29 protein-coding genes and 1 tRNA gene are annotated in these 26,455 nt (G+C 67.6%); 19 read left to right on the top strand and 11 right to left on the bottom strand.

The genetic code is table 11. The annotated features are described in order from the left end of the window. Positions 1–3: 3 nt before the first annotated feature. On the bottom strand, positions 4–2,604 hold the full coding sequence (locus tag ACT53K_RS17995; protein ID WP_476230126.1) for a porin family protein: 2,601 nt from the start codon (positions 2,602–2,604) through the stop codon (positions 4–6). A gap of 170 nt (positions 2,605–2,774) precedes the next feature. Next, positions 2,775–2,861, bottom strand: a tRNA-Leu gene (locus tag ACT53K_RS17990). Positions 2,862–2,986: 125 nt separating this feature from the next. On the opposite strand from ACT53K_RS17990, the gene ACT53K_RS17985 reads away from it, so the two are divergent. Continuing rightward, positions 2,987–4,351 carry an MATE family efflux transporter gene (locus ACT53K_RS17985; RefSeq protein ID WP_476230125.1) on the top strand — a complete coding sequence of 455 codons (1,365 nt, stop codon included), beginning with the start codon at positions 2,987–2,989 and terminating at the stop codon, positions 4,349–4,351. Here the strand turns inward: ACT53K_RS17985 and ACT53K_RS17980 are convergent. Then, positions 4,323–5,087 carry an MJ0042-type zinc finger domain-containing protein gene (locus ACT53K_RS17980; RefSeq protein WP_476230123.1) on the bottom strand — a complete coding sequence of 255 codons (765 nt, stop codon included), beginning with the start codon at positions 5,085–5,087 and terminating at the stop codon, positions 4,323–4,325. The two genes, ACT53K_RS17985 and ACT53K_RS17980, sit on opposite strands and share 29 nt — an antisense overlap. Positions 5,088–5,251: 164 nt before the next feature. Between ACT53K_RS17980 and ftsE the strand changes: the two genes are divergently transcribed. The 4 genes from ftsE (at position 5,252) to ACT53K_RS17960 (ending at position 8,053) form a co-directional block, all read left to right on the top strand. Continuing rightward, entirely contained in the window at positions 5,252–5,953 is a 702-nt protein-coding gene (ftsE, locus tag ACT53K_RS17975; RefSeq protein WP_476230121.1) for a cell division ATP-binding protein FtsE, read from the top strand. Then, positions 5,950–6,837, top strand: a complete 888-nt coding sequence (locus ACT53K_RS17970) for a cell division protein FtsX (protein WP_476230120.1) — start codon at positions 5,950–5,952, stop codon at positions 6,835–6,837. The genes ftsE and ACT53K_RS17970 overlap by 4 nt, the downstream gene beginning before the upstream one ends. A gap of 65 nt (positions 6,838–6,902) precedes the next feature. Continuing rightward, positions 6,903–7,373, top strand: coding sequence for a YdcF family protein (locus tag ACT53K_RS17965; RefSeq protein WP_476230178.1), 471 nt, complete (start codon positions 6,903–6,905; stop codon positions 7,371–7,373). Next, positions 7,373–8,053 carry a lysophospholipid acyltransferase family protein gene (locus ACT53K_RS17960; RefSeq protein WP_476230119.1) on the top strand — a complete coding sequence of 227 codons (681 nt, stop codon included), beginning with the start codon at positions 7,373–7,375 and terminating at the stop codon, positions 8,051–8,053. The genes ACT53K_RS17965 and ACT53K_RS17960 overlap by 1 nt, the downstream gene beginning before the upstream one ends. Positions 8,054–8,073: 20 nt before the next feature. Here the strand turns inward: ACT53K_RS17960 and ACT53K_RS17955 are convergent, their stop codons facing one another. Both ACT53K_RS17955 and hisC read right to left on the bottom strand, forming a co-directional pair. Beyond that, complete coding sequence (locus ACT53K_RS17955; protein WP_476230118.1) at positions 8,074–8,982, bottom strand: prephenate/arogenate dehydrogenase family protein; 909 nt, start codon at positions 8,980–8,982, stop codon at positions 8,074–8,076. Then, a complete protein-coding gene (gene hisC / locus ACT53K_RS17950) occupies positions 8,982–10,076 on the bottom strand; it encodes a histidinol-phosphate transaminase (RefSeq protein ID WP_476230117.1) in 1,095 nt (364 codons plus the stop codon). Before hisC ends, ACT53K_RS17955 begins: the two co-directional genes overlap by 1 nt. Before the next feature lie 320 nt (positions 10,077–10,396). Here hisC and metX point away from each other — a divergent pair, with 320 nt between their 5' ends. Genes metX through ACT53K_RS17935 form a run of 3 tightly spaced genes read left to right on the top strand, consistent with a single transcriptional unit; the run spans position 10,397 to position 13,010 of the window. After that, positions 10,397–11,518, top strand: coding sequence for a homoserine O-acetyltransferase MetX (gene metX, locus ACT53K_RS17945; RefSeq protein ID WP_476230116.1), 1,122 nt, complete (start codon positions 10,397–10,399; stop codon positions 11,516–11,518). Continuing rightward, entirely contained in the window at positions 11,515–12,147 is a 633-nt protein-coding gene (metW, locus tag ACT53K_RS17940; RefSeq protein ID WP_476230115.1) for a methionine biosynthesis protein MetW, read from the top strand. The genes metX and metW overlap by 4 nt, the downstream gene beginning before the upstream one ends. Continuing rightward, positions 12,147–13,010, top strand: coding sequence for a pirin family protein (locus ACT53K_RS17935; RefSeq protein ID WP_476230114.1), 864 nt, complete (start codon positions 12,147–12,149; stop codon positions 13,008–13,010). Before metW ends, ACT53K_RS17935 begins: the two co-directional genes overlap by 1 nt. Before the next feature lie 39 nt (positions 13,011–13,049). Here the strand turns inward: ACT53K_RS17935 and ACT53K_RS17930 are convergent, their stop codons facing one another. Further along, positions 13,050–13,511, bottom strand: coding sequence for a hypothetical protein (locus ACT53K_RS17930; protein ID WP_476230113.1), 462 nt, complete (start codon positions 13,509–13,511; stop codon positions 13,050–13,052). Beyond that, entirely contained in the window at positions 13,498–14,055 is a 558-nt protein-coding gene (gene ssb, locus ACT53K_RS17925; RefSeq protein WP_476230112.1) for a single-stranded DNA-binding protein, read from the bottom strand. Before ssb ends, ACT53K_RS17930 begins: the two co-directional genes overlap by 14 nt. Positions 14,056–14,145: 90 nt before the next feature. Here ssb and ACT53K_RS17920 point away from each other — a divergent pair, with 90 nt between their 5' ends. Beyond that, positions 14,146–14,331 (top strand): DUF4169 family protein, encoded by a 186-nt coding sequence (locus ACT53K_RS17920; RefSeq protein WP_476230111.1) that lies wholly within the window; start codon positions 14,146–14,148, stop codon positions 14,329–14,331. Positions 14,332–14,339: 8 nt separating this feature from the next. Here ACT53K_RS17920 and mscL read toward each other — a convergent pair whose 3' ends face one another. Next, positions 14,340–14,798: a large conductance mechanosensitive channel protein MscL gene (gene mscL, locus ACT53K_RS17915; protein ID WP_476230110.1), complete on the bottom strand. Its 459-nt coding sequence runs from the start codon at positions 14,796–14,798 to the stop codon at positions 14,340–14,342. Positions 14,799–14,941: 143 nt separating this feature from the next. Between mscL and ACT53K_RS17910 the strand changes: the two genes are divergently transcribed. The 5 genes from ACT53K_RS17910 to ACT53K_RS17890 all read left to right on the top strand — a co-directional run bounded on the left by ACT53K_RS17910 (position 14,942) and on the right by ACT53K_RS17890 (position 18,139). Then, positions 14,942–15,532, top strand: a complete 591-nt coding sequence (locus tag ACT53K_RS17910) for a LemA family protein (protein WP_476230108.1) — start codon at positions 14,942–14,944, stop codon at positions 15,530–15,532. A gap of 149 nt (positions 15,533–15,681) precedes the next feature. Beyond that, on the top strand, positions 15,682–16,062 hold the full coding sequence (locus ACT53K_RS17905; RefSeq protein WP_476230107.1) for a TPM domain-containing protein: 381 nt from the start codon (positions 15,682–15,684) through the stop codon (positions 16,060–16,062). Then, positions 16,062–16,928 (top strand): TPM domain-containing protein, encoded by an 867-nt coding sequence (locus tag ACT53K_RS17900; RefSeq protein WP_476230106.1) that lies wholly within the window; start codon positions 16,062–16,064, stop codon positions 16,926–16,928. The genes ACT53K_RS17905 and ACT53K_RS17900 overlap by 1 nt, the downstream gene beginning before the upstream one ends. 2 nt (positions 16,929–16,930) lie before the next feature. After that, on the top strand, positions 16,931–17,602 hold the full coding sequence (locus tag ACT53K_RS17895; RefSeq protein ID WP_476230105.1) for a TPM domain-containing protein: 672 nt from the start codon (positions 16,931–16,933) through the stop codon (positions 17,600–17,602). A 9-nt stretch (positions 17,603–17,611) separates the two neighbouring features. Next, entirely contained in the window at positions 17,612–18,139 is a 528-nt protein-coding gene (locus ACT53K_RS17890; RefSeq protein WP_476230104.1) for an NUDIX hydrolase, read from the top strand. Between the two features lie 12 nt (positions 18,140–18,151). Here ACT53K_RS17890 and ACT53K_RS17885 read toward each other — a convergent pair whose 3' ends face one another. After that, positions 18,152–18,433: an ETC complex I subunit gene (locus ACT53K_RS17885; protein ID WP_476230103.1), complete on the bottom strand. Its 282-nt coding sequence runs from the start codon at positions 18,431–18,433 to the stop codon at positions 18,152–18,154. Positions 18,434–18,444: 11 nt separating this feature from the next. Further along, complete coding sequence (gene hrpB, locus ACT53K_RS17880; RefSeq protein ID WP_476230102.1) at positions 18,445–20,907, bottom strand: ATP-dependent helicase HrpB; 2,463 nt, start codon at positions 20,905–20,907, stop codon at positions 18,445–18,447. Between the two features lie 60 nt (positions 20,908–20,967). Between hrpB and ACT53K_RS17875 the strand changes: the two genes are divergently transcribed. Beyond that, the gene (locus ACT53K_RS17875; protein WP_476230101.1) at positions 20,968–21,189 is read left to right on the top strand and encodes a hypothetical protein; all 222 of its coding nucleotides are present in this window, start codon (positions 20,968–20,970) and stop codon (positions 21,187–21,189) included. A 49-nt stretch (positions 21,190–21,238) separates the two neighbouring features. Here the strand turns inward: ACT53K_RS17875 and ACT53K_RS17870 are convergent, their stop codons facing one another. Further along, the gene (locus ACT53K_RS17870) at positions 21,239–22,252 is read right to left on the bottom strand and encodes a polyprenyl synthetase family protein (protein ID WP_476230100.1); all 1,014 of its coding nucleotides are present in this window, start codon (positions 22,250–22,252) and stop codon (positions 21,239–21,241) included. Positions 22,253–22,333: 81 nt separating this feature from the next. On the opposite strand from ACT53K_RS17870, the gene ACT53K_RS17865 reads away from it, so the two are divergent. From ACT53K_RS17865 to ACT53K_RS17850, 4 genes are all read left to right on the top strand, one after another. Further along, positions 22,334–22,630, top strand: coding sequence for a chorismate mutase (locus ACT53K_RS17865; RefSeq protein ID WP_476230099.1), 297 nt, complete (start codon positions 22,334–22,336; stop codon positions 22,628–22,630). Positions 22,631–22,658: 28 nt separating this feature from the next. After that, complete coding sequence (locus tag ACT53K_RS17860) at positions 22,659–23,780, top strand: glycoside hydrolase family 130 protein (protein WP_476230097.1); 1,122 nt, start codon at positions 22,659–22,661, stop codon at positions 23,778–23,780. Positions 23,781–23,842: 62 nt separating this feature from the next. Continuing rightward, positions 23,843–25,453, top strand: a complete 1,611-nt coding sequence (locus ACT53K_RS17855) for an alpha-amylase family glycosyl hydrolase (protein ID WP_476230095.1) — start codon at positions 23,843–23,845, stop codon at positions 25,451–25,453. After that, on the top strand, positions 25,450–26,454 hold the full coding sequence (locus tag ACT53K_RS17850; RefSeq protein WP_476230094.1) for a glycosyltransferase family 4 protein: 1,005 nt from the start codon (positions 25,450–25,452) through the stop codon (positions 26,452–26,454). Before ACT53K_RS17855 ends, ACT53K_RS17850 begins: the two co-directional genes overlap by 4 nt. Position 26,455 lies beyond the last annotated feature (1 nt).

The following is a 26,455-nucleotide window of genomic DNA, read 5'->3' as shown; positions in this document are numbered from 1 at the left end:
CCGTTACAGGAACAGCTTGCGGATGCTCAGCATCACCGAGCGGCCCGTAGGATCGAGCAGGTCGGGCTGGTAGCTGACCGGCACCTGCCCGGTACCGTCGGTCACACGCTGACGGGCATCGAACAGATTGTTGACCGCCAGCGAAACCCGCACCCCACGCAGCCAGTGATGCGCGCGGACCAGTTTGAACTGCCGCCCCAGATCGACAAAGGTGCGCAGGTTGAAGGTGGCGAGGCTGCCAAAGTCCAGCCGCCCGGTGGAGCTGGTGCCGCCCAGCACTTCGGTGCTGCTCTGCCATTTCACGCCCAGGCGCACGCCCAGCCCGTCCTTGAAATAGCCGGCCTGCGCATCGACCTGGTGCGCCGGCTGGCCGCCGCTGCTGCCCGACGCCCCGCCATGGAGGAGATCGAGGATCGGCACGCCGTCGCGGATCTTGATCTGATCCTTGAAATACCAGGTGTGATACAGGCTGAACTGCAAACGGCCGGCCAGCGCACCGTTCGGGCCGGCAAGTCCACGACCGCCCCGGAAGCCGCCGCCGCCCGGTCCTCCAGGGCCACCCGGTCCCGCAGCGCCACCTGCCGCCGGCGGACCGCCTGCCGGCCTGTCCGGACCACCGAACAGACTGCCCCCGAACGGCGAACGCGGCGGCTGATTCTGCCCCGGCGACTCCGGCTGGCCAGCTGGGCCCTGGCCGAAATTGCGGGCGCTGCCTTCGGGCGGCAGCGGGTTGCCGGTCCGCGCCGCTTCCGCGCGCTGCGCCTCGCGCTGGGCGCGCATCGCAGCAATGCGCTTTTCGAGCGACGATTTGATCGGCACCGAGAAGTTGAAACCCCAGCGCAATTGCTGGGTGTCGACGCTCGCGAAATTGACGGCGCGCTCATCGACGCTCACCAGATCGCCATCGGCATCGCGCACGAAACGGTCTGGGAAAGCGGCCTCAACCGCCGCCGTCGCCGCCGGCAGGCTGGAAATCGCATTGCGGATCGTGCTGGTCACATAATCGGCACGGAAGGAGAAATCGGCCTTTTCGAACGGCCGCAGTTCCAGGCCCAGCTTCATCACATGACGATCATCCGCCGACAGCAGCGGGTTACCGCCGCTGATCGTCGTCACATTGACGGTGGTGCCCCGAACATAATCGAACACGCGCACATTGGGCGTGGTGAGCACCGGATCGCCGAGCTGGTTCGCCGAGGGCGGGCCTTCCTGCTGCGTCCAGGACGCGATCAGCCGCACCGGCTTGAACGGCGCCCAATTGACGCCATAGCCGGTCGTCACCAGCGTGCCGAAGTCCGACAGGCGCTGTACGGCGATATTGCCGTTCAGCGTGAGGTCGCCGATCGCGCTCAGCACGTCCTTGCGGCGGCTGGCGATCGGCACGTCCAGATTTGCCTGGCCGCTGACGATATCGCGAGCGACATGGCCGCTGCGAACCTCGAAATCATGCACCGAGCTGCTATCGAAGCTGCTGGTGCTGGCGCTCACCCGGATGCTGGTGGAAACCTCGCCCGCCGGCAGATTGAACAGCGGCCCGCGAATCAGCCCGTCGACGCCGCCGCTGTTCGAGGTCGAGCGCCCCCGGTCCGCCGGGGCGACATTGGCCGCCCCGGTATCGGTCAGGGTGCGCGTGCTGGTACGGTCGTAATTGCCGGTCAGCGACCATTGCCAGTCCTTGCCCAGCGGCAGCCCGTCCCCGTTCAGCGTGGCGCCGACATGGGCGGTCAGCTGGCCATTGTCCCGCTGCAACGGCGCAATGCCTTTGCCCACGCCGGTAGTGCCGTCGGGCAGGCCAAGCAATGCCTGGCTCTGCTGCATTTCGACGCGCGTGTTGATCGTCGCGCCGATCTTGTCGTTGAGGTTGCGGGCATAGGATCCGTTGATCGCCACATCCTGGCTCGGCGCCACCAGCGTGCGATAGGGCCGCGTATCGATCGTCGTGCCGTTCGCCGACGCGGTCGGGCGAATGTCGCGCTCGCTTTCCAGCAGCGCCGAATTGCCCTGATACTGGACATCGAGATTGACGCGCCGATCACGGTTGATCTTCAGGATGTCGGCGCTGCCCTGCTGGCTGGAATTGCCGCCAGCCGTGGGCACCGTGTCCTGCAATTCCGTGGTCAGGGCGCGAAAGCGCTGGCGCAGCACGAAATTGACCACGCGCTGATCCGCCGAATAGCCGAATTTCAGCGACACTTCCTCGGGCAGGATATCGACGCGCTCGATCGCCTCGGTCGGCAGGTTGCGAATCTCGGCAAAGCTGGAGATGCGCCGCCCGTTGAGCAGCACGACCGGCGCTTCGCCACCCCGTCCGCGGCTGCTACCGGTCTGAGGCGCGAGCTCGTTGAGCAGATCGGCAACCGAGGAAACGCCATAGGCGCGAATATCTGCCTGGTTCAGCTGGATTTCGGGGGGAATGTCGCTCTTTACCGCGCCGCGCTGCTGCTCGCCGGTAACGACCACTTCCTCAGGTTCGTCGGCCGATTCGGGAATCGCGTGCACGCCGGGCTGCGTTGGCGCGGCCGCGGGCTGCGCCTGCTGCGCATGTACCGCGACCGGGGCAACACCCGCCAACAAACCGATGATCGCGAAACCGCGCTTCGCCATTCCCTACTCCGTCCGTGAACATGATTCGCGGGCGTACACCCGCCACAAGATGTGCGTCGACTAGCGTTCTATTGTCGCAAAACTGTGCCAGAAGCGGGTGGAGTATCGAGGAATTGCCCGCAATTCCGAAAGAAGCGCCGGCATTAATGCCGGCGATCCATCTGTTTCACTGGTGCGGTCGAGAAGACTCGAACTTCCACGGCCTTTCGGCCACAACGACCTCAACGTTGCGCGTCTACCAGTTCCGCCACGACCGCACGTGAAACTCCGCCGGACGTTGCCAGCGGCTGGTAAGGCAGCGGCCCCTAGCAGAGCGATTTCGGGCTGGCAACCCGCTGCGAACGCTTTCGTACACTGGCGCTTGCGGCTAAGCCGCGGGGACATGGCACGCCCCGAACCCCGCCCCATCGTCGCCGAGGCGCGCCGTATCCTCTCGCTGGCCTGGCCGGTGATGCTGACGGGCCTCAACTGGACGATCCTGCATATTACCGACGTGGCCGTGGTCGGACTGGCGGGAACCCACGAAGTCGCTGCGCTGGGGGCCAGCCGTACCATTACCTTCCCGGGAATCGTGATGGGCATCGGCGCGCTTTCCGGCGTGCTGGTTCTCGTATCGCGTGCGGACGGGGCGGGCGAAATGCGCAGCACGGGCCGTGTGCTGCACCAGGGGCTTGCCTTTGCGCTGATGCTCGGACTGGCCAGCGCGCTCATTCTGTTCGTCGGCGCGACGCCGATGCTTGCGGGCGTCGGGGTCGCGCCCGAAATCGCCGCCGCCTCGGCACAGGTCGTGCGGGTAATGGCGCTGGCCTATCCGTTCCAGATGCTGAGCGTCGCCGCCAGCTTCTTTCTGGAAGGCGTCAGCCGGCCGCGGCGGGTCGCCGTCGTCAATATCGCGATCTTGCCGGTCAACGCGCTGCTCGCCTGGGCGCTGGCGGGCGGTCATCTCGGTCTGCCCGCCTGGGGTGCCACCGGCGCTGCGGCGGCGACCGCCATCGCCTCCGCACTCGGCGCGGCAGGCATGCTCGCCGCTGCCTGGACCTTGCCCGAGGCCGAGGCGCGCGGCATCCGCAGCCTTGCCGGCCTGGCAACGCGCGATACGATTGCCGGGGCCTGGGCGCTGGCGCGGTTCGGCTTCGTGCCGGCGATTGCCTCGGGGCTGGAACTGGTCGGTTTTTCGCTGTTGATCGCGCTCTCGACGCAGCTGGGCGATGCGACGGCGCATGCCTTCCAGATCGTGTTTTCCGTCCACAACGTCACCTTTGCCGTGGCGCTGGGGCTGGGATCGGCAGCCGGGGTGCGCGTCGGCAATGCGGTGGGCGAAGGCGTGCCGCAGCTCGCGCTGCGCCGGACGGCAATCGCCGCCCTCCTTGCCGCAGCCGCGACCGGGCTGATGGCCCTGCTGCTGCTCTGCTTCCCAGGCATCATCGTCGACCTGTTTCCGGCAGCAGGCGAGGTGCACCGGCTGGCCGTGCTCATGCTGATGCTCTGGGCGCCGTTCACGCTGTTCGACGGGGTGCAGATCGTGCTGCTCTATGCGCTGCGTTCGCTGGGCGATCAGGTGGTAGCCGGCGTCAACGGCATCCTTGCCTTCTTCCTCGTCACCGGCGGGCTGGGGCTGTTCCTGTACCATGCCGGAATGGGGCCGGCGGCATTGTCCCTAGCCTCGGGCATCGGCATGCTGGCAGCCGCGCTCCTTCACGGCGCGCGGCTGCTGTTCGTCAGCGGCCGATTTCGCTCGCGAAGCTGAGATGGACCATCTTGGCGCTGGCGGGCACATCGACCTTGGCGCCATTGAACTCGAAGCTCGCCTGGGGATCGAGCGTGCGCACCGCCGGAGTGATCCGCCAGCTATAGACGGTCTTGTCCTGCGCGTCGGTCAGCGCGATGCGGATGTCCGGCACATGCTGACGATCCTGGGTAGCGTTGAGCACCTTGCCCGACACCATGATCATCCGGCTGCCGGCAGGCGTGGTCTTCAGCTCGACATTCTTGTCGCTGAACAGCAGCGGCGTATCGACCGCCCCGCCGATGTTGAGCCCCAGCTGCGCAGCAAGGCCCGGCGCACTGGAATAGAGGATCGCCGTGACGCCCAGCAGCATCGATACGCCGGCGACCAGTGCCGCGATGGTCCAGCGGCGCGCCGGGTTGCGCCGCGGCTTGAACGGCGGCTGGTGCACAAAGGGATCGAAGGCAGGTTCGCCTTCGGGCGCGGGCGCAGCCGCCGGCTCCGCATCGGCAAAGACGCGCGGCGCAGCGGCTTCGGGCGCCGGCACTCCCTCGGGAACAGCGGGTGCGGCAGGCGCCTCCACCTCGGGGGCGGACGCCATTTCGAGCGCGGGGGCGCGCGTCGTCAGGTCCATCACCGCAGGGGCCTGGAACCAGCTATACTTGCAATTGGCACAGCGCACGGTGCGTCCGTCCGGCCCGATCGCACTGTCAGGTACCAGGTAACGCGTCCGGCACTGGCTGCATTCCAAAATCATGCCATTGCCTCGTCGGACCGGCTTGCAAAACAGCCGGAAACCGATTCTAGCCCCAACGAATCGGGCCAGCAAGCGTCTTGACGCGCCTGTGCTTGAGCGGGGCCGGCCGCTGTGCGATGGCTGGCGCCACCGGGTCTGGGACGGGAGGGACGGCCGCTTCGCGCATGGCGAATATCGTGCAATTCGAGAATGTCGGCCTGCGCTATGGAACGGGACCGGAAACGCTGTCGGACGTGAGTTTCACGCTTTCGACCGGCGCCTTCTATTTCCTCACCGGGCCTTCCGGCGCCGGCAAGACCTCGCTGCTCAAGCTGCTCTATCTCGCCCAGCGGCCAAGCCGCGGGGTGGTGCGGCTGTTCGGCGAGGATGCCGGGGCGATGCCGCGCCACCGGCTGCCCGGCTTTCGCCGCCGCATCGGCGTGGTATTCCAGGATTTCCGACTGCTGCCGCACCTTTCCGCCTATGACAATGTCGCGCTGCCGCTGCGCGTCGCCGGCGTGCGCGAGGCGGATATCGAGGCGCCGGTGCGCGAGATGCTGGCCTGGGTGGGCCTTACCGCGCGCGGCGGCGCGAAGCCGCCGACGCTGTCGGGCGGTGAGCAGCAACGCATCGCCATCGCCCGCGCCGTGATCGGCCGCCCCGAAATCCTGGTCGCCGACGAACCCACCGGCAACGTCGATCCGGATATGGCGGAGCGGCTGCTGCACCTGTTCGATTCGCTCAACCGGCTGGGCACCACCGTCGTCGTCGCGACCCACGACTTCCAGCTGATCAGCCGCATTCCGCATGCGCATATGATGCGGCTGGAAAAGGGCCGGGTGAACGACCCGACCGGCGCGCTGCGCAACCCGCCTGTGTCGCCATGACCGAACCCGCCGCGCTCGACCCTCGCGAATATCGCCTGCTCGACGAAGGGCGGCGCACCCGCGCGATGCGCTGGGTGATGGCGATCATGCTGTTCCTGACCGTGCTGGCCGGTGCGCTGGGGCTTGGGATGTTCGGCGCGACGGCGCGGCTGGACCGCTCGCTCGCCGGCCAGTTGACCGTCCAGATCGTCAACCCCGATCCCGCCCGGCGCGACGCGGAGGCGCAGGCGCTGGTCCGCACGCTGGGCGCGACGCCGGGCGTAGCGCGCGTGCACGAGGCCGACCGCGCCCGGCTGGCGGAACTGCTCAAGCCCTGGCTGGGCGATGCGGGGCTTGACCCCGACCTGCCGATGCCGGCGATCCTCGATGTCGAGCTGCGCAGCCCGGCGGCCATGCCGGCGGTGACGGCAGCCGTGCAGCGCGTCGCGCCGGGGGCTCGAGTCGACCGCAATGCCCAGTGGCTGGCGCCGGTGCGAACGCTGCTGACCACGCTGAGCTGGGTCGCGCTGGGACTGATGCTGGTAATTGCGATCGCCACCGCCGGCGTGGTGCTGCTCGCCGCCCGCGCGGGGCTGGACATGCACCGCGATACCATCGAAGTGCTGCATATGCTCGGATCGACCGATGTTCAGGTAGCGCGGCTGTTCCAGCGCCGGATCGCGATCGATACGCTTGCCGGTGGGGTGGCGGGTACGGTGGCAGGACTAGCGCTGGCCTGGCTGCTTCAGGCGCGGCTGACGGTGCTGGGATCGGATCTACTGGCGGGCACGATGCTTGCCCCCTGGGACTGGGCTATCCTCGCGCTGCTGCCGCTGCTGTTCGCGTTGATGGCGACGATCGCGGCGCGGATCGCGGTGCTGCGCGCGCTGGGGCGGCAACTGTGATCCGCCGGCTGGCGCAGCTCGCGCTGCTGCTCCTGCTCGCCTGGGCAATCGGGTTCGGCATCTTCATGGCCACGCTGGGCAAGCCGCTGGGCCGGCGCCAGACCGACGCGATCGTCGTGCTGACCGGCGGCCCCGGCCGGCTCGCGCGCGGGCTGGATGCCCTTCGCGACGGCGATGCCCGGCGAATGCTGGTGAGTGGCGTCAATCCCTATGTCCGCCCGCACGAGCTGGCCGCCCAGTTCCGCGGCGACCGTGCGCTGTTCGCCTGCTGTGTCGATCTCGGCCACGAGGCCGTCGATACCCGATCCAATGCCGAGGAGACGGCGGCATGGGTCCGCCAGCACGGCTATCGCAGCATCCGGCTCGTCACCTCGGACTGGCACATGGCGCGCGCCCGGCTGGAGCTGCGCCACCTGCTCGGCGATGTCACGATCGTCGGCGATGCCGTGCGCAGCACGCCCGGGTGGGACATGCTGTTCCGCGAATATCACAAATATCTGGTACGGCGTGGCGCGATTCTGTTGGGGGTAAATTGATGGACCTGGTGCGGACATGGGCCTTCCGGGTCTTCTTCTACGCCTTTTCGGTGGTGATGGTGCTGTGCGCGCCGATCGCGGCGCTGTTCGGTCGCAAGGCACTGCGCGCCCATGCCAATCGCTGGGCGTGGATGCTGCAATGGTCGATCCGCCACATCGTCGGCGCACATATCCGCATCGAAGGGGCGATTCCCGCCGGCCCGGCGCTGTTTGCGGGCAAGCATGAGAGCTATTTTGAGGCGCTGGAGCTTACCCGGATGCTCGGCGCGCCTGCCACGGTGATGAAGCGCGAGCTGACCAGGATACCGCTCTGGGGCTGGGCGGCAAAGCGCTATGGCGTGATCGTCGTCGACCGCAAGGCCAATGCAGCGGCGCTCCGCAGCATGATGAAGGACGCCAAGGCCGCGCGGGCCGAGGGGCGTTCGGTGCTGATCTTCCCCGAAGGCACCCGCGTCGTCCCCGGCGCCCGGCCGCTGCTGCGCGCCGGCTTTGCGGGCCTGTACCGCATTCTCGACTTGCCGGTGGTGCCGGTGGCAGTGAAGAGCGGCCATGTCTGGCCGCGCAAAGGCCTGATGCGCCGGGGCGAGATCGTCTTCCACTTCGGCGACCCCATCCCGCCCGGCATGCCGCGCGCGGAAATCGAGGCGCGGGTACATACGGCCATCAACGCGCTGAACTGAAGGCGGCTGCTTACCCCGCCTCAGTCGTGCGCGCGGCCGAAGTCCGGGCGGGCATCGTCCTGGCCCTGGTCGATGATCGAGCGGCGGATCGCGCGGGTGCGGGTGAACAGGTCGAACAGCTCGTCGCCCTTGCCCCAGCGGATCGCGCGTTGCAGCGCGGTCAGGTCTTCGGTGAAGCGCTGGAGCATGTCGAGCACCGCCTCGCGGTTCGACAGGAACACGTCGCGCCACATGGTCGGGTCCGACGCGGCGATGCGGGTGAAGTCGCGAAAGCCGCCGGCCGAATATTTGATGACCTCGGACTGCGTGACTTCCTCCAGGTCCGACGCCGTGCCGACGATGGTATAGGCGATCAGGTGCGGCAAGTGGCTGGTCACTGCCAGCACCCGGTCATGATGGCCCGGCTCCATCGTCTCGACCATCGCGCCCAGCCGGCGCCAGAACTCGCTCACCCGCTCGACCGCCAGCGGATCGCTGCCCTCGGGCGGAGTGACGATGCACCAGCGGTTCTGGAACAGCGAGGCGAAGCCGGCGGTCGGGCCGCTATTTTCGGTGCCTGCCACCGGATGCGCCGGGATGAAGGTTGCGTTGGGCAATGCTTCCTTCACCGCCTCGATCACGCTCAGCTTCGACGAGCCGACATCGCTGACGATCGCATCGGCGGGCAGGTCGGCGGCGAACTCGGCCGCCACCGCGCCCATCGCACCGACCGGTACGCACAGTATCACCAGGTCCGCGTCGATCACCGCAGCGCCGGCGCTGTCCGCCACATCGTCGCACAGGTCGATCGCGACGGCCGTTTCGCGAACCTCGGGCGCCGCGTCATAGCCGGTCACCCGTACGCTCGGCATATAGGCGCGGACGCCGCGGGCGATCGACGAGCCGATCAGCCCCAGGCCGATGATGGTGACGCGGGCGAAAGGCAACATCAGGCGCCGAGCAGCCGGCGCAGCGACGCGGCCACGCCCTTGATCTCGTCCTCGGTGCCGATGGTGATGCGCAGGCCGTGCGGCAGGCCCTGGCCCGGCAGCCAGCGGACGATATAGCCGTCCTCCATCAGCTGCTTGTACGCCTGTTCGCCGGTCACTTCGCCTTCGAACAGCACGAGCTGGAAATTGGCCTTGGACGGGATCGCGCGGACGCCCTTGTTGCCCATGCTGGCGATCTCATCAGCGAACCAGGCACGCCACTTGGCGTTGTGCGCGCGGCTGTGCGCAACGAAATCCTTCGCTCCCAGCGCAGCCACCGCGGCGCGGCCGGCGCCGATGCTGAACGCGAAGGGCGCGCGGATGCGGTGCATCGCCGCGATGATGTCGGGATGCGCATAGCCCCAGCCGACTCGCTCCGATGCGAGGCCGAAGATCTTCGAAAAGGTGCGCGTCACAAGCACATTGGGCTGGGAACGAGCGAGTTCCAGCCCGCCATCGTCATCCTCGGGATCGAGATATTCGGTGTATGCCTGGTCGAGCACCAGCAGCACGCGCTTGGGCAGCGCGGCGTGCAGCCGGGCAATCTCTTCGCGCGCGGTATAGGTGCCCGTCGGGTTGTTCGGATTGGCCAGGAAGACGATCTTGGTCTTATCCGTCACGCAGGCGAGGATCGCGTCGACATCGGTTGCATAGTCGCGGTCGGGTGCCACCACCGGCGTCGCCCCCACCCGGCGCGCGGCAATGTCGTACACCGCAAAGCCATAGCGGACATAGATGATCTCGTCCCCCACGCCTGCGAAGGCGCCGGCGGCAAGGTGCAGCACTTCGTCCGAGCCGGTGCCATAGACGATCCGCTCAGGCTCGACGCCGTAATGCGCCCCCAGCGCCTCGCGCAGCGCGACCGCGCCGGCATCCGGATAGCGTTCCAGCTCGGTCGCGGCGGCGGCATAGGCGTCGCGCGCCTCCTTCGGCGTGCCGAACGGATTCTCGTTCGACGAGAGCTTGGCGGCGGGTTTGCCCGAATCGGTGGTGGCGCGGCCCGGAACATAAGGGGCGATGGCCATCACCCAGGGCTTGGGGACGGGTGCGTTCATGGCGCGCGGATTGGCCGAATGCCGGGCGATTGGCAAGCGATACGCAATGCCTCCCCGGCACAGGGCAATTGCATCTGGCGCTTTCGCTCCCCTCCCTGCTTGTAGGGAGGGGCCGGGGGTGGGTCCGCCGCCGTAAGGCGGCGGGGTTCGCTTTCGACGAATAGATCAGCGTCTTTGGAGCGCGCAGACGCGCGCACCCACCCCTTGCCCCTCCCTTGCAGGGAGGGGTACGAACGATCGCGATGCATAGTACTCCCGGCATCACGCCGATTTTGGGGAGATGCTTGAACGCAGGCGCCCACCGGCCTAACCAGCCGCGAATGTCTGACGATCCGCGTTTCGGCCTTCGCCGCACGGTAACACTGCCGGGGCCGCTCCGCCTCGACGGCGGCGTGCTGTTTTCGCCGGTCGACATCGCCTATGAAACCTATGGCACGCTGGCGCCCGATGCCGGCAACGCCATTCTGGTTTGCCACGCGCTGACCGGCGACCAGCATGTCGCATCCGAGCACCCCGTCACCGGCAAGCCCGGCTGGTGGGCGCGGATTGTGGGGCCGGGCAAGCCGATCGATACGAACCGCTGGTTCGTCATCTGCTCGAACGTTTTGGGGAGCTGTCTCGGCTCCTCGGGCCCGGCGACGATCAACCCGGCCACGGGCGAGCCCTGGGGGATGCACTTCCCCGTCATCACCATCCGCGACATGGTCCGCGCGCAGGCAATGCTGCTCGACCATCTCGGCATCGAACGGCTGTTCGCGGTCGTCGGCGGATCGATGGGCGGCATGCAGGCGCTGAGCTGGGCGGCGACGTTCCCCGAGCGCGTGCGCGCGGCGGTCGTGATCGCCTCGGCGGCGCGGCATTCGGCGCAGAACATCGCCTTTCACGAAGTCGGGCGACAGGCGATCATGGCCGATCCCAAATGGCGCGGCGGCGACTATTATGCGGCGCAGGATCCCCCCGCTGCCGGGCTGGCCGTGGCGCGGATGGCGGCGCACATCACCTATCTGTCCGAAGCCGGGCTGACCGCCAAATTCGGCCGCAAACTGCAGGGGCGCGATGCCAAAACCTTCGGCTTCGACGCCGATTTTCAGGTGGAAAGCTATCTGCGCCATCAGGGACTGGCGTTCGTCGACCGGTTCGATGCGAACTCGTACCTCTACATCACGCGCGCGCTCGATTATTTCGATCTGGCCGAGGAACATGGCGGACTGCTCGCCAATGCCTTCCGGGAGTCGCAGGCACGGTTCTGCGTGGTGAGCTTCGATACCGACTGGCTCTATCCCACCGCCGAATCGCGGACGATCGCCCATGCGCTCAACGCCGCCGGCGCACCGGCAAGCTTTGTCGAACTCAGCTCGCCCTTCGGCCATGACGCCTTCCTGCTGGAGAGCCCCGAACTCGACCGCGTGATCGGCGGATTCCTTGCAGCGGGGGACGCATGAACCGCACCGGCTATTCGAGCACGACGCCTTCCTGGCTTTCCGCCTTGCGTCCGGACCTCGCCATCATCGCCGCGCATGTGGATGCCGGTTCCCGTGTGCTCGATGTCGGCTGTGGCGACGGGGCGCTGATGGCAGCGCTGCGCGATCATCGCGGCTGCGATGCGCGGGGACTGGAACTCGATGCCGCCAATGTCGCGGCCGCAGTCGGGCACGGCCTGTCGGTGATTCAGGGCGATGCCGATACCGACCTTGCCGATTATCCCGACGACAGTTTCGACTATGCGATCCTCAGCCAGACGCTGCAGACGACGCGCCGGCCCGATCAGGTGCTGGAGCAATTGCTGCGGATCGGGCGGCGGGCGTTCGTCTCCTTCCCCAATTTCGCGCATTGGCGGGTGCGCGCCTCGCTGCTGTTCGGCGGCCGGATGCCGGTGACGCGGCTGTTGCCGATCGCCTGGTATGCGACGCCCAACATCCACCATGTCACGATCGACGATTTTCGCGCGCTCGTCGCCGAACGGGGGATCGCTATCGAAGGCTGCTGGTTCCTGTCGGGGGATCAGCAGACGGGGTCGGCGATGGCCAATCTGCTCGCCGAACATGCCGTTTTCCTGTTGAGGCACGATTGATGACCGACGTCGCTTTGCTGACCACGCACGCCGCCTATCGCGACGATATCGGCGATCTGGTCACGCGGCGGCCGGTGCCGGGCCCGGGCCTCGACCAGATCGGCGCCTTCCTCTTCCTCAACCATCACGGACCCCAGACCTATCGCCCCGGCAATCGCGGCCTGCCGTTCGGCCCGCATCCGCATCGCGGGTTCGAGACCGTGACCTTCATTCTGGAGGGTTCGCTCGCCCACACCGATTCGGCGGGCCATGAAAGCATCATCCGCGCCGGCGGCGTGCAGTGGATGACCGCCGGGCGCGGCATCGTCCATGCCGAAGTGTCGCCGGCCGAATTCAAGCGCGATGGCGGGGCGATGGAGATTCTCCAGCTCTGGGTGAACCTGCCCGCCCGGCTGAAGATGACCGCACCGCGCTATGTCGGACTGCAGGGAGATGCCTTTCCGGCGGTGCCTGCAGGCGAAGGTGCGGCGGTCCATCTGGTGTCCGGCGATTTCGCAGGCCGCACGGGGCCGATCGAATCATTGACCGGCGTGTTCCTGTGCTGGGCGGAACTGGCGGCGGGTGCGACGCTGACTTTCGACGGCCTGACAGGCCGCGACCTGTTTCTCTACGGGGTGCGCGGTGGCGTGAAGGTGGGCGACAAGGCGTTGCCGCAATGGCACCTCGCCGGCCTTTCAGCGGGCGACACGCTGACGATCGCAGCAGACGAACCCACGCTGATCCTGTTCGGCCATGCCGCGCCGATCCCCGAGCCGGTGGTCGCGCACGGCCCGTTCGTGATGAACTCGGTCGAGGAAATCCGCCAGGCCTATGCCGATTACCAGCAAGGCCGGTTCGGTGTGGCGGAGATTGTGGCGGGGTGAATCCCTCCCCTCCCTTCCAGGAAGGGGAGAAGGCCCGTTTTACGTCCCGCGTTCCCAGTTGATCGACACCCGCGTCCGGCCCGCATGGCTGTCGACGACGATCATCACCCGGCGCTTGCCGGCGTCACCTGCAGTATAGCTGTTCTCGGTTTCGCGCACATAGCGCAGGCCGGAGGCATTGGCCTGGGCGCGCGACCAGCCGAGCACTTCGCGCGCGGCGGCGTTGGTCTCATAGACGATCGTGCCGCTGACATGCCCTCGCGCGGTTCCATCGGGCGCGGCGATGCAGCTGGTCACCGTTGCGCCGGGAAAGACCGGCACGAAATTGGGTCGATTGCCGCAATCGACTGCCGCCGCGATGTTCGCGGGCATGCCCTGCGCCGCCGCTGCGACATTCTGTCCCACCGGATCGTCGGTGCTGCGCTCGCTCCGCCCGCAACCTGCGAGCAGCACGAGGCCCAGCACCGCGCCGGCAAGGGAAAGGCGATCAGAACGGAACATCGTCGTCCAGATCGTCCGGGAAGCCGCCGCCAAAGCCGCCCGCGCCGGCAGACGCGCCGCTGCGCTGGCCGCCGCCGTTGAAATTGCCGCCGCCGCGGCCCGCCGGTGCGCCGCCGCCGAACGAATCGTCCGCGCCCCAGTCATCGCCGCCGCTCGAGCGGCCGCCGCCCATGCCTGCGCCCTGGCCGCCGCCCGGGCCATCGAGCAGCACCATCTGGGCGTTAAAGCCCTGGAGCACGATTTCGGTCGAATAGCGGTCGTTGCCGCTCTGGTCCTGCCACTTGCGGGTGGTGAGCTGGCCTTCGAGATAGACCTTGCTGCCCTTGCGCAGATAGCGTTCGGCGACGTTGGCCAGGCCTTCGCTGAAGATCTTGACCGTGTGCCATTCGGTCTTTTCGCGACGCTCGCCGCTGTTGCGGTCCTTCCAGCTTTCGGACGTGGCGATGCGCAGCTCAACCACCTTGCCGCCATTCTGGAACGACCGCGATTCGGGATCGCGCCCGAGATTGCCGACCAGGATCACCTTGTTGACGCTGCCCGCCATGGAAACTCCGCCTTTGGACCGATAATGAGAAAGGGCGACGCGGCCGCGTGCCCTGCGCCGATGCGCTTGTGAACAGATGGGGTACTATCGTTGGCAGACATCATCAACCTTCGTCAGGCCCGCAAACAACGCGCGCGCGCGGCAAAGGCTGCAGAAGCCGAGCAAAACCGCGCCCGGTTCGGGCGAACCAAGGCCGAAAAAGCCGTGGATAACGCCGAACGGGCTCGGCTGGCCAAAATCGTCGACGATGCCCGGCGCGAACCGGACGCGGAATAAGCTGCCGCTCAGGCGGCGCCGCCGCGCTTCTTCAGCTCGTCGCGGATCTCGCGTAGCAGCACGACATCGGCCGGCTCGGCGGCGGGCGGTGCTTCGCCCGCAGCCTTTTCACGCTCGGCAGATGCGATCAGCTTGTTGACGGTGCGTACCAGCAGGAAGACGATGAAGGCCAGGATCAGGAAGTTGATCACTACCGTGATGAACTGGCCGAAGCCGAGCAGCGGCACGCCCGCCGCCTTGAGCGCGGCATAGCTGGTCGTCGAACCGGTATAGCTTGCCGGGATCGGGCCCAGCCGCAGGAAATAGCCGGAGAAATCCACACCGCCAAAGATCGCGCCGACCAGCGGCATGATCAGATCATCCGTCAACGACTTGGTGATGGTACCGAAGGCCGCACCGATGATGACGCCCACCGCGAGGTCCAGCACATTACCGCGCGCGATGAACGCCCTGAATTCCTTCAACATTCGCATTTCTCCCCTGGCGAAACCCGGCCATGATGGCCGATCCGGGCGCAAAACGCCAAGCCTGCACGTCCGATTTCGCTTTCTCGATACGGTGTGCCCGTCGTATAAGACACCAAATAGATGGGAATGGAGGAACGTCCCCGATGAAGTTTCGTGCCGCACTGGTGCCGGTTGCCGCGCTGACGCTGTCGGCCTGCGGGCTCAACAGCGTCCCCACCGCCGAGGAAAATGCCAAGGCCAAGTGGGCGGATGTGCAAGCCTATTATCAGCGCCGCGCCGATCTGGTCCCCAATCTGGTCGCGACGGTGAAGGCGGCCTCCGCCTCCGAGGGCAAGATCCTGAGCGACGTCATCAATGCCCGCGCCAAGGCCACCTCGATCCAGGTGACCGGTGAGGATCTGCGCGATCCGGCCAAGGTCGCCCAGTTCCAGGCCGCGCAGCAGCAGCTCGGCAGCTCGATGTCGCGCCTGCTCGCGTCGGTAGAGGCCTATCCGCAACTGAAGAGCCAGAACAACTACACCACGCTGATGAGCCAGCTCGAAGGCACCGAGAACCGCATCACCATTGCCGTTCGCGACTATAATCAGGCGGTGCAGGCCTATAACACCCGCATCCGCACCTTCCCCGATGCGATCGGCGCCAAGGTGTTCTATGGCGCCAAGCCGATGACGCCGTTCCAGGCCAAGGCGGGTGCCGAGGATGCGCCGAAGGTCGATTTCGGGAACGGCAACTGATCCACGCCGCATTCCTTGCGGGCACCGTGCTGCTGCACGGCTGCCCCGTGGCGGAGCTAGCGCCGGCGCCCCCGGTCGTTACCTATGCTACTGCCGCTGCGAAACCCGCAAGGAACCTCCATCCGCTCCCGATACTGCGCGGGCGCGTGGTGGACGACGCGCACGTCCTACCGGCGGCGCTGGTGGCCAGCCTCACCCGCCGCCTTGCACAGTCGGAGCTGCGCACCTGCCACCAATTCGTCGTGGTGACGGTACCCAGCCTCGCGGGCGAGCCGATCGAACAGTTCGGGCGGCGGCTCGGCAATGGCTGGGGCATCGGCCGGCGCGGCTATAATGACGGGGTGCTGCTGATCGTAGCGCCCGCCGAACGCCGCGTGCGGATCGAAGTCGGCTACGGCCTTGGCAAGGCGCTGACCAATGCCGAAGCCGCGCGAATCATTCAGCGCGACATCCTGCCCCGTTTCCGCAAGGGCGCCATGGCCGACGGCATCGACGCCGGCGCCACTGCCATTCTTCGTGAGATCAGCTGATGATCCTGTTGCGTTTCCTGCTGGCCCTGCTCGTGCTGACGCCGTTGCCGGCGATTGCGGACCCTACCTTCCCCAAGCTGACCGGCCGGGTGGTGGACGACGCGCATTTGCTCTCACCTGAGCAGGTGACGCAACTCACCCAGCTCTCGGCCGAGGTGCAGCAGGCATCGAGCCGGCAGTTCGTCGTCGCGACGATCCCCGACCTGCAGGGCTATGACATTGCCGATTACGGCTATCAGCTGCTTCGTACTTGGGGAATCGGCCAGAAAGGCGCCAATAACGGCATTATCCTGATCGTCGCGCCGCAGGAGCGCCGGGTCCGGATCGAAGTCGGCTATGGTCTGGAACCGATCATGACCGATGCGCTTTCGAGCGAGATCATCAACCAGACCATTCTGCCCAAGTTCAAGGCGGGGGACATGGCCGGAGGCGTCGTCGCAGGCGCCCAGGCCATCGCCGAGCAGATGAAGCAGCCGCTCGAAGCCGCCGAGCAAAAGGCCAAGGCCGCGCAGGATGCCGCGGCGAAGGCCCCGCGCCGGCAGCATCATGGCGGCCTGCCGATCGGGCTGCTCTTCTGGTTTATCGTGCTGGTTGTGGTGCTGGTGCCGATGCTCGCCCGGTTCGGCGGGCGGCGACGGCCGGGCCCGTGGGACGGACAGGCCTATCGCGACCATGATAGCGGCGTGCTGCCGATCGTGCTCTGGTCGATCGCCGAGGAGATCGGCCGAGAGGCCGGCCGGCGTGACAGCTGGGGCGGCAGCGGTTGGGACGGGGGCGGCGGCTCCGACTGGGGCGGTGGCGATGGCGGCGGCTTTTCCGGCGGTGGCGGTTCCGGCGGCGGCGGCGGCGCTTCGGGGAGCTGGTGACAATGCAATTGACCGATCAGGACCGCGCACGCGTTGCATCCGCCGTCACGCAGGCCGAGGCCAATACCAGCGGCGAGATCGTCACCGTGCTCGCCGGGCGCTCCGACGACTATGCCGATGTCGCGCTCACCTGGGCGATATTGGTGATGCTGCTGGTCCTGGCGCTGCTCGCCTGGCAGCCCTGGCCGATCGAATGGCTGCACAGCCGGCTGATCGACCCCTGGGCGCAAACCGTACCGGCGCACTGGTATCTCACCGCCGCCTGGGTGGTGAGCGCTGCAAGCTTCCTGCTGGTGCGCGTGGCGCTGGCCAAGGATGCGCTGCGCATTGCCGTGACGCCGCGTGCGGTGAAGACGCGCCGCGTCCATGCCCGCGCGCTCGCCCTGTTCCGCACCGCAGCCGAGAAACGGACGGAAGGCGCCACCGGCGTGCTGCTCTATCTGAGCCTCGCCGAACGCCGCGCCGAAATCCTCGCCGATTCGGCGATCCATTCGCGCGTGAAGCCGGAGGTCTGGGGCGCGGCGATGGCTGCGCTGGTCACCGCCGTGAAGGGCGGCCGCCCCGCCGATGGCATGGCGGCCGCCGTCGAGCAGATCGGCATCGTGCTGGCCCGGCATTTCCCGCGCGCCGCCGACGACGTGAACGAGCTTCCCGACCGGCTGATCGAGCTCTAAAGCCGCCCGATGAGCAACGAGCCCGTGGAAACGCCCTGGCAGGGCAAATGGATCGCCGTGCGCACGCAGGGGCGCTGGGAATATGTCGCGCGGGTGCGCGGCGTGCAGGCAGTCGTCATCCTTGCGATCGATGCGGAGGACCATGTGCTGCTGGTCGACCAGTATCGCGTGCCGCTCGGCAAGCGCTGTCTGGAAGTGCCCGCCGGGCTGATCGGCGACGACTCCGACGGTGACACCATCGAATCGGCAGCCCGGCGCGAACTGGAGGAAGAAACCGGCTATCGCTGCGATCGGATAGAGGTGCTGGGCGAGTTCCACTCCTCACCCGGGCTGGTGAGCGAAGGCTTCACGCTGGTGCGTGCCCATGGCCTCACGCGGGTGACCGAGGGCGGCGGCACGCCCGAGGAGGACATCATCCCCCACCGGGTGCCACTCAGCGAACTGCCCGCGTTCGTCGCAGCCAAGCGCGCCGAAGGGGTGGCCATCGACGTCAAGCTGTTGCTGCTGCTCGGCAGTGGCCTGATCGGCGCTGCCTGAGCCGCCACAAGATCAGCGGAAATTGTCGGCGTAGGCCTGCAGCTTGAGCTTGCGCTGCGGTGCCGGCACGACGTGATAGGCATAGCCTTCGCGCTCGGCATAGTCCTTCGCCGCGTCGAGCGTCGGGAAGGCGATGCGAATCTGGTTCGCGGTTTCGCCACCGCCGGCCCAGCCTGTCAGCGGATCGGGCCGCTGCGGCGTGTGCGGCTCGAATTCCAGAATCCAGTTGTCGGTCCGGGCGCGGCCGGACTGCATCGCGTTCTTGACGCGCTGATAGATGCGAGCGGACTTCATGGGAGCCTCCCTTAGCGTGGACTCGCGGCCCTTGCATCAGCCTTTTTGGTGCGCAGCGTGGCCGATGCCGCGGCGGGATCGTCGGGCCAGGGGTGTTTGGGATAGCGGCCGCGCATTTCCTTGGCGACGGCGACCCAGCTCCCCTTCCAGAAGCCGGGCAGGTCGCGCGTCGTCTGGATCGGACGACCGGCGGGCGAGGTGAGGCTGAGCACCAGCGGCACGCCCGCGCCGATCACCGGATGTTCGGCCAGCCCGAAAAGCGCCTGCACCCGCACCTCGACGGTGGGGCCGGCTTCGGCGGCATAATCGATCGCGTGGCTGGACCCCGCCGGCGTCTCGAATCGCGCCGGGGCCAGCCGGTCGAGCGTCTTCTGGCCGTCCCAGCCGAGCAGATTCTGCAGCGCCTGGGTCAACGATTCGGGTGCAAGCGCGTCGAGCCGCCTTTTGCCTTCCAGCGCGGGGGGCAGCCAGTCGTCCAGAGTGGCAAGCAGTGCTTCGTCCGTCAGCGCCTCTATCCCGGCATAGGCCGCGCGGGTGCGAAGTGCCTTCGCGGTTTCGGACCATGGGAGCAGCTGCAGGCCGTGCATGCGCACCCCCTCGAGCAGCGCCGTTTCGATCTCGGCCGGCGTGGCACCCGAATCGCTGCCCCCGGAAAGGCGGACCGCGCCCAGCCGGCGTTCGCGCAATGCCTCGATCCGGCCCGTAGCGGGATCGAAGCTGACGGTGCGGCGCGTTTCGATCCGATCGGCGAACAGCGATTCGACCGCGGCGGGGTCGATCGCCGCTGCCGAAAGGATGCGCGCGCCTGCCGCCATGCCCTGCGTCTCCGCCACCGCCAGCCATTCGGCCCGGGCAAGCGGCGAGGTCGGATCGAGCTTGAACCCGCGCCCGCCGACCGAGGCCCAGGTCTCGCCCGAGGAGTCCCGCCGCTTCGCCACACGATCCGGGAAGGCGAGCGCGATGCAGAGGGTAACTTCTTCCCCCTGCGCTCCTCCTCCCGCAAACGGGAGGGGAGCGCCAGCCACGAGTCTGCTCCACCGCTCCGCCAGCCGCCGGGCATTCTCCGCCCGCTGGCCGCGTTCGCCACGCCACCGGCGCAGGCGCAGATCGAGGTCGGCGTCATTGCCCCCCAGCCCGCGCTCGCCGAGCAGCACCGCAACCTCGGCCGCCGTCCGCGCCATGCCCCGCTCGCCCGCCCGCACCAGCATATGGCCGAGGCGCGGCGGCAGCGGCAGGCGGGCGATCGCCTTGCCATGTTCGGTCGGTCGACCGTCGGCGTCGATCGCCTCCAGCACCCCCAGCCGCGCCCGCGCCTCGGCAATCGCGGCATCAGGCGGCGGATCGAGCCAGGCGAGTGCACGCGGATCGGTCACGCCCCACAGCGCGCAATCGAGCAGCAGCGCCGACAGGTCCGCCTCCAGAATCTCCGGCGGATCGAAGCGCGGCAAGCCCGCCGTCGCCGCCTCTTCCCATAGCCGATAGGCCGTACCCGGCCCCTGTCGCGCTGCACGCCCGGCGCGCTGGGTGACGGCCGCCTGGCTCGCCCGCTCGGTTACCAGCCGGGTCATCCCCGCCGCGCGGTCATAGCGCGGCCGTCGCGCCAGCCCCGAATCGACCACCACACGGATGCCGTCGAGCGTCAGCGATGTCTCGGCGATCGAAGTCGCCAGCACAATCTTGCGCCGCCCCTCCGGATCGGGCGCGATCGCCGCGCGCTGGGCGGCGGGCTCCAGACTGCCGTGCAGCCGGTGCAGCACCGCGCCGCCAACGTCGCCCAGCCGCTCGGCGGTCCGCTCGATCTCCGCCACGCCCGGCAGGAAGGCAAGGATGCCCCCCTCCTCCTCGCGCAGCGCCTGCCGGATCGCCGCGGCCATGCTGTCCTCGATCCGCGCCTCCGCCGCGCGGCCCAAGTGGCGCAGCGTCAGCGGATGGCTGCGGCCTTCGCTCTCCACCACCGGCGCATCGCCCATCAGCCCGGAAAAGCGGCTGCCGTCGAGTGTCGCCGACATCGCCACCAGCCGCAGGTCGGGCCGCAGCGCGCCTTGCGCGTCCAGCGCTAGCGCCAGGCCGAAATCGCTGTCGAGGCTGCGTTCATGCACTTCGTCGAACAGCACCGCGGAAACACCCGATAGTTCCGGATCGGACTGGATGCGATTGACGAAAATCCCTTCGGTGACGACCGTCACCCGCGTCGCGGCCGATCGCTTCGTATCCATCCGGGTCGCGTAGCCATAGGTCTTGCCGACGCTCTCCCCCGCCAGCGCCGCCATCCGCTCCGCCGCCGCCCGCGCCGCCAGCCTTCGCGGCGACAGCAGCAGTATCTCGCCGGTACACCAGTCCTCGCCCAGCAGCGCCGGCGCCACTGCCGTCGTCTTGCCCGCGCCCGGCGGCGCCACCAGCACCGCGTTGCTGCCCCGACGCAGGGCAGCAACCAAAGCGGGCAGAACGGCGTGTATCGGCAATGCTTCGGTCATCGGGGTGCAACCATTCGAGGCAAGCGTGGTTTGGCGGACTCACCGGCAAAGGAGCGCGACATGGCACGGATTCTGTCTCAATTCACCATCACCCCCGACAGCGACGGCGACTACACGCTGCATCTGGAGGATGAAGACGGCGAAACGGTCGAAATGACCGCCAGCTACGAACAGCTCGACCTGATCGTCGAGGCGATCGAAGACGTGCTCGACATGGACGAGGAAGACGCGCTCGCCGTCGACGACGAAGAGGAAGACGCGGAAAAGCCGGTCGACGAATAATCGGAAGCCGGAGGGGGAATGCGCCGCCCGGCGCGTTCCCCGTTCTGCCTCAATAGGCGCGCGCTACCGCGAATTCGACGGCTTCGACCATCGCATCCTTCGCCTCGCCGGCGTGGAAGCCACCCAACGCATCGATCGCCCGCTGGCCATAATGGCGGGCACGGGCCAGCGTATCGTCCACCGCGCGGCTGGCACGCACCAGCCGGATCGCTTCTGCCAGATCTTCGTCGCTCGAGCGGCGGCCCGAAATCGCGTCCTTCCAGAAGGCGCGCTCGGCATCGCTGCCCCGGGCATAGGCCAGGATCACCGGCAGCGTCATCTTGCCTTCGCGGAAATCGTCCCCGGCATCCTTGCCCATGGTCGAGGCATCCGACACGTAATCGATCGCATCGTCGACCAGCTGGAAGGCGATGCCCAGATTGCGGCCATAGGCGTCGAGCGCCTGTTCCTCCGCCTCGGAGCGGTCGGCCACCACGGCGGCGACGCGGCAAGCGGCGGCGAACAGCGCGGCGGTCTTGGCGCCAATGATGTCGAGATAGCGATCCTCGGACAGGTCGATCCGGCGGACGGCCGAAAGCTGGTTCACTTCGCCTTCGGCGATCACCGCGCTCGCGTTCGACAGGATGCGCAGCGCCTTCAGGCTTTCGGCCTCGACCATCAGCTCGAACGAGCGGCTGAACAGGAAGTCGCCGACCAGCACGCTGGCGGGATTGCCCCAGATGATGTTGGCAGTGCGGCGGCCGCGGCGCAGGTCGGAACTGTCGACCACATCGTCGTGGAGCAGCGTGGCGGTGTGGATGAACTCCACTGCTGCCGCGAGTTTGTGGTGGCGCGTGCCGGCATAGCCGAGCAGCCGGGCGCTCGCGAGCGTGAGCATCGGCCGCATCCGCTTGCCGCCGCCGGCGATCAGATGGCCGGCCAGTTCCGGGATCAGCGGAATGTCGGACTGCATGCGATCCAGAATGACCGCATTCACCAGATTCATGTCCTGCGCGACGAGCGCCATGATCGGATCGAGCGAAGGCTGGGTTCGCGACCCCAGGCGATGGACGGTGGCGCTCATAGGAACGTGCCTCTGGCCTTTGTGCCTTGCAAAGGCAAGAGGCGCTTGCATGGCCGTGCCGCAGCGGCAAAAGGAGAAGCCATGACCGACGCGACGCTGACCCGTTATCGCCAGAGCATCGACAATATCGATGCGGCGCTCGTCTTCATGCTCGCCGAGCGGTTCAAGGTGACCCAGGCGGTGGGCCGCTACAAGGCCGAGGCCGGGCTACCCCCCGCCGATCCGGGCCGGGAAGAGGCGCAGATCGCCCGGCTGCGCGCGCTGGCCCAGGATGCCGATCTGGACCCCGAATTTTCCGAGAAGTTCCTGCGCTTCATCATCGACGAGGTGATTCGTCACCATCGCCAGGCCCAGGAAGCCGGAACCGCAGGAGCCTGACGCCGTTGCCGGCGCGGAACCGAGGGGGATGCGCTTGCGCGACGACTATCTGATCTTCCGGCCCGACGATGTCGATCTCAGCCGCTCGCCGCTGCGCGCGGGCGTGGCAGAGCCGACCTATGTGCTGGGCGCCTTCAATCCCGGGTTCGCGCGGCTGCCGAACGGCAATCTGCTGCTGATGGTGCGGGTTGCGGAGGCGCTGCGTGATCCGGTCGATGGCGATCATGTCCGCGCGGTTCGCTGGACGCCCTCCGGCTATGTGCTCGACCGGCACCGGCTGACGGGCATCGACATGGCCGATCCGCGCCAGTTCGCGCTGAAGGACCGAAACCCGCGGCTGCTCGGCCTGACCTCGCTGTCCTGGCTGCTGCCGGTCGAGCTGGACCGCGACGGCCGCCAGATCGTCGCCGTCCATTACGACAAGGCGATCGCGCCGAGTGCTTCCTATCTCGACTATGGTGTCGAGGATGCGCGGATCACCTGCATCGACGGCCGCTACTGGATGACGGTGTGCGGCGTGTCGGCCGAGCGGCACTGCACCGCCATGTACCGCTCGGCGAACGGGCTCGACTGGGAACTACTGGGCGTCGTGCTCGACCATCAGAACAAGGACATGATCCTGTTCGAGGGGCGGATCCATGGCTTCTACCACGCGCTCACCCGGCCGCTGGGGGAAGTGTACTTCGCCTACCCGGACAATTCTCCCTGGCTCGGCGGCCCGTCGATCAACCTCGCCCGCTCGCCCGACGGGCTGCACTGGAAGCCGCTCGACCAGCCGGGCATCCGCGCGCGCAAGGGCTCGACCTCGAACCAGCGGATCGGCGGCGGCAGCCAGCCGGTGCTGACCGACAAGGGCTGGCTGCTGATCTACCATGGCGTGGAGAAGCGCGATGCGGTCGGCATCTATCGCAGCTTCTGGGCGCTGCTCGACCGCGACGATCCCGGCGTGATCCTGCGGCAGGAGGACACGGTGCCGCTGCTCCAGGCCAACCCGGCGCTGACAGCAGACATCGCGCATCAACTGTACCTGCCGACACCGGTGGTGTTCACCACCGGGATGGTCGATGCAGGCGACCACTATATCGTCGCGAGCGGCGAGGCGGACCTGGCCTGCCGGATCACGCATATCCCCAAGGCACGCTTCTGGTGAGCGTCCCCACACACGCTCCCCTCCCGCGGGCGGGCGGGGAACGAAGAAGCAAAGGGCTCCCAATGACCGACCCGTTCTGGTGGCAGAAAGGCGTGATCTACCAGGTCTATCCGCGCTCGTTCAACGACTCGAACGGCGACGGGATCGGCGACCTCTTGGGCGTGGCGGCGCGGCTCGATTATCTGGTCGATCTCGGCGTCGATGCCGTCTGGCTGTCGCCGATCTTCCCTTCGCCCATGGCCGATTTCGGCTATGACGTGGCCGATTATTGCGGCGTCGACCCGCGCTTCGGGACGATGGCTGACTTCGATGCGCTCCGTGATGCCGCCCACGCCCGCGGCCTCAAGCTGCTGCTCGATTTCGTGCCGAACCACAGCTCCAGCGAGCACCCCTGGTTTCGCGAAAGCCGCTCCTCTCGCGAGAATCCCAGGCGCGACTGGTATATCTGGCGCGACCCGGCGCCCGATGGCGGCCCGCCCAACAACTGGCAAAGCTATTTCGGCGGCAGCGCCTGGGAATGGGACGAAACCACCGGCCAATATTATCTCCACCAGTTCCTGAAGGAACAGCCCGAGCTCAACTGGCGCAACCCCGATCTGCGCGCGGCGATGCTGGATGCGATGCGCTTCTGGCTCGATCGCGGCATCGACGGCTTCCGCATCGACGTGCTGTGGCTGGCGATCAAACACCCCGATTTTCCCGACAACCCGCCCAACCCGGCGTGGCGCGAGGGGATGCAGGACATCGACCGGCTGCTGCAGGTCCATTCGGCCGACCAGCCCGAAATGGCCGAGATCATCGCGGCAATGCGCGATCTGGCCGACAGCTATCCCGAGCGCGTGCTGATCGGCGAAATCTACCTGCCGATCCCCCGGCTGGTCGCTTATTATGGCGAGGGCGGACGCGGGGTGCATCTGCCGTTCAACTTCCATCTGCTCGATGCCCGCTGGGACGCCGCAACGCTCGCGCGGCTGATCGCGGACTATGAAGGCGCGCTGCCGGCGGACGGCTGGCCCAACTGGGTGCTGGGCAATCACGACAAGCCGCGTGTGGCTTCGCGCGTCGGGCCGGAACAGGCGGCGGTGGCAATGATGCTGCTGCTCACGCTGCGGGGCACGCCGACACTCTATCAGGGCGACGAGCTCGGCATCGCCAATGTACCGATCCCGCCCGACCGGGTGCGCGACCCGCAGGCGCTGCGCGAGCCCGACACCGCGTTCAACCGCGACGAGGTCCGCACCCCGATGCCCTGGGATGCCAGCGAACATGCCGGGTTCAGCACGGTCGAACCCTGGCTGCCGCTCAATCCCGACTGGGCGGAACGCAACGTGGCGGCACAGCGCGGCGAGGCCGGCTCGATGCTCAACTTCACCCGCGCGCTGCTCCAGCTGCGGCGGGCGCATCCGGCGCTGTCGGTTGGGAGCTGGCACGCCGTGTCGAGCGACGGCGCAGTGCTGGCCTATGAACGGCGGCATGGAGCCGAGCGGATGCTGGTGGTGCTGAACCTGTCCGGTGCGCCGCAGACGCTCGCGCTGCCGGATTGGGCGCGGGCCCTTGCACCCGCGATCACCACATCCCCAGAGCGTTATCCCCGCGAAGGCGGGAATGACGATGGAGAGTCGGATATGCATGTCCTCTCCCTAGCGCCCAACCAGGGCGTGATCCTCGCATGAAAATCGCCATGCTCGCGCCGATCGCGTGGCGCACGCCGCCGCGCCATTACGGCCCGTGGGAGCTGGTGACGAGCCTCCTCACCGAGGCCCTCGTCGCCAAAGGCGTGGACGTAACCCTGTTCGCAACGCAGGATTCGCTGACCACCGCCCGGCTCGCCGGCGTGGTGCCGCGCGGCTATGAGGAAGACCCCGCGATCGACGCGAAGGTGTGGGAATATGCCCATCTCTCCCACCTGTTCGCCCGCGCGGCAGACTTCGACCTGATCCACAACCAGGCCGATTTCCCCGCCCACGCCTTCGCCCCCCTGGTCGCCACCCCGATGGTGACCACGATCCACGGCTTCTCGTCCGAACGCATCCTGCCGATGTACAAGCCGTTCGAGAACCGCGTGCACTATGTCGCGATTTCGGAAGCCGACCGGCACCCGGCACTGCGCTATGCCGCGACGATCCACCACGGCATTCCGCTCGCCGACTTCCCTTTCGATCCACAGGGCAGCGACGACCTGCTGTTCTTCGGCCGGATGCACCCCGACAAGGGCGCGGCCGAGGCGATCGCCGTCGCCAAGGCCACCGGCCGGCGCCTCAACCTCTACGGCATCATTCAGGACCAGGGCTATTTCGACCGCGAAGTCGCGCCGCATCTGGACGAGCGCATCGTCTATCACGGCCCCGTCGGTGGCGAGGCGCGGGTGCGCGCGCTGGGTGGCGCCCATGCGCTTCTTCACCTCATCAATTTCGACGAGCCGTTCGGCCTGTCGGTGATCGAGGCGATGGCCTGCGGCACACCGGTGATCGCAATCCGGCGCGGCTCGATGTCCGAACTGATCGACGACAGCGCCACCGGCTTTCTGGTCGATACCGCCGGGGAGGCAGTCGAGGCCGTCGCCCGCACCGCCAGACTCGATCGTGCCGCCTGTCGCCGCGCAGTCGAGACGCGCTTTTCGGTCGAGGCGATGGCCGACGCCTATATCGCGCTCTATCGCCGCATCCTTGGCTGAG

The organism is Sphingomonas sp. DMC8, from assembly GCF_056314185.1.
This window is presented reverse-complemented; position numbering and strand designations above follow the sequence as displayed.

What these genes read in the sequence shown, in the direction of transcription:
- ACT53K_RS17935 (WP_476230114.1), top strand. Translation starts at nt 12,147, where the DNA reads ATGACCGACGTCGCTTTGCTGACCACGCACGCCGCCTATCGCGACGAT.
- ACT53K_RS17960 (WP_476230119.1), top strand. Translation starts at nt 7,373, where the DNA reads ATGGACCTGGTGCGGACATGGGCCTTCCGGGTCTTCTTCTACGCCTTT.
- ACT53K_RS17970 (WP_476230120.1), top strand. Translation starts at nt 5,950, where the DNA reads ATGACCGAACCCGCCGCGCTCGACCCTCGCGAATATCGCCTGCTCGAC.
- mscL (WP_476230110.1), bottom strand. Translation starts at nt 14,798, where the DNA reads ATGTTGAAGGAATTCAGGGCGTTCATCGCGCGCGGTAATGTGCTGGAC.
- ACT53K_RS17995 (WP_476230126.1), bottom strand. Translation starts at nt 2,604, where the DNA reads ATGGCGAAGCGCGGTTTCGCGATCATCGGTTTGTTGGCGGGTGTTGCC.
- hrpB (WP_476230102.1), bottom strand. Translation starts at nt 20,907, where the DNA reads ATGACCGAAGCATTGCCGATACACGCCGTTCTGCCCGCTTTGGTTGCT.
- ACT53K_RS17875 (WP_476230101.1), top strand. Translation starts at nt 20,968, where the DNA reads ATGGCACGGATTCTGTCTCAATTCACCATCACCCCCGACAGCGACGGC.
- ssb (WP_476230112.1), bottom strand. Translation starts at nt 14,055, where the DNA reads ATGGCGGGCAGCGTCAACAAGGTGATCCTGGTCGGCAATCTCGGGCGC.
- ACT53K_RS17930 (WP_476230113.1), bottom strand. Translation starts at nt 13,511, where the DNA reads ATGTTCCGTTCTGATCGCCTTTCCCTTGCCGGCGCGGTGCTGGGCCTC.
- ACT53K_RS17860 (WP_476230097.1), top strand. Translation starts at nt 22,659, where the DNA reads ATGCGCTTGCGCGACGACTATCTGATCTTCCGGCCCGACGATGTCGAT.
- ACT53K_RS17965 (WP_476230178.1), top strand. Translation starts at nt 6,903, where the DNA reads ATGGCCACGCTGGGCAAGCCGCTGGGCCGGCGCCAGACCGACGCGATC.
- ACT53K_RS17865 (WP_476230099.1), top strand. Translation starts at nt 22,334, where the DNA reads ATGACCGACGCGACGCTGACCCGTTATCGCCAGAGCATCGACAATATC.
- ACT53K_RS17870 (WP_476230100.1), bottom strand. Translation starts at nt 22,252, where the DNA reads ATGAGCGCCACCGTCCATCGCCTGGGGTCGCGAACCCAGCCTTCGCTC.
- ACT53K_RS17980 (WP_476230123.1), bottom strand. Translation starts at nt 5,087, where the DNA reads ATGATTTTGGAATGCAGCCAGTGCCGGACGCGTTACCTGGTACCTGAC.
- ACT53K_RS17955 (WP_476230118.1), bottom strand. Translation starts at nt 8,982, where the DNA reads ATGTTGCCTTTCGCCCGCGTCACCATCATCGGCCTGGGGCTGATCGGC.
- ACT53K_RS17850 (WP_476230094.1), top strand. Translation starts at nt 25,450, where the DNA reads ATGAAAATCGCCATGCTCGCGCCGATCGCGTGGCGCACGCCGCCGCGC.
- hisC (WP_476230117.1), bottom strand. Translation starts at nt 10,076, where the DNA reads ATGAACGCACCCGTCCCCAAGCCCTGGGTGATGGCCATCGCCCCTTAT.
- metX (WP_476230116.1), top strand. Translation starts at nt 10,397, where the DNA reads ATGTCTGACGATCCGCGTTTCGGCCTTCGCCGCACGGTAACACTGCCG.
- ACT53K_RS17855 (WP_476230095.1), top strand. Translation starts at nt 23,843, where the DNA reads ATGACCGACCCGTTCTGGTGGCAGAAAGGCGTGATCTACCAGGTCTAT.
- ACT53K_RS17900 (WP_476230106.1), top strand. Translation starts at nt 16,062, where the DNA reads ATGATCCTGTTGCGTTTCCTGCTGGCCCTGCTCGTGCTGACGCCGTTG.
- ACT53K_RS17910 (WP_476230108.1), top strand. Translation starts at nt 14,942, where the DNA reads ATGAAGTTTCGTGCCGCACTGGTGCCGGTTGCCGCGCTGACGCTGTCG.
- ACT53K_RS17890 (WP_476230104.1), top strand. Translation starts at nt 17,612, where the DNA reads ATGAGCAACGAGCCCGTGGAAACGCCCTGGCAGGGCAAATGGATCGCC.
- metW (WP_476230115.1), top strand. Translation starts at nt 11,515, where the DNA reads ATGAACCGCACCGGCTATTCGAGCACGACGCCTTCCTGGCTTTCCGCC.
- ACT53K_RS17985 (WP_476230125.1), top strand. Translation starts at nt 2,987, where the DNA reads ATGGCACGCCCCGAACCCCGCCCCATCGTCGCCGAGGCGCGCCGTATC.
- ACT53K_RS17895 (WP_476230105.1), top strand. Translation starts at nt 16,931, where the DNA reads ATGCAATTGACCGATCAGGACCGCGCACGCGTTGCATCCGCCGTCACG.
- ACT53K_RS17885 (WP_476230103.1), bottom strand. Translation starts at nt 18,433, where the DNA reads ATGAAGTCCGCTCGCATCTATCAGCGCGTCAAGAACGCGATGCAGTCC.
- ftsE (WP_476230121.1), top strand. Translation starts at nt 5,252, where the DNA reads ATGGCGAATATCGTGCAATTCGAGAATGTCGGCCTGCGCTATGGAACG.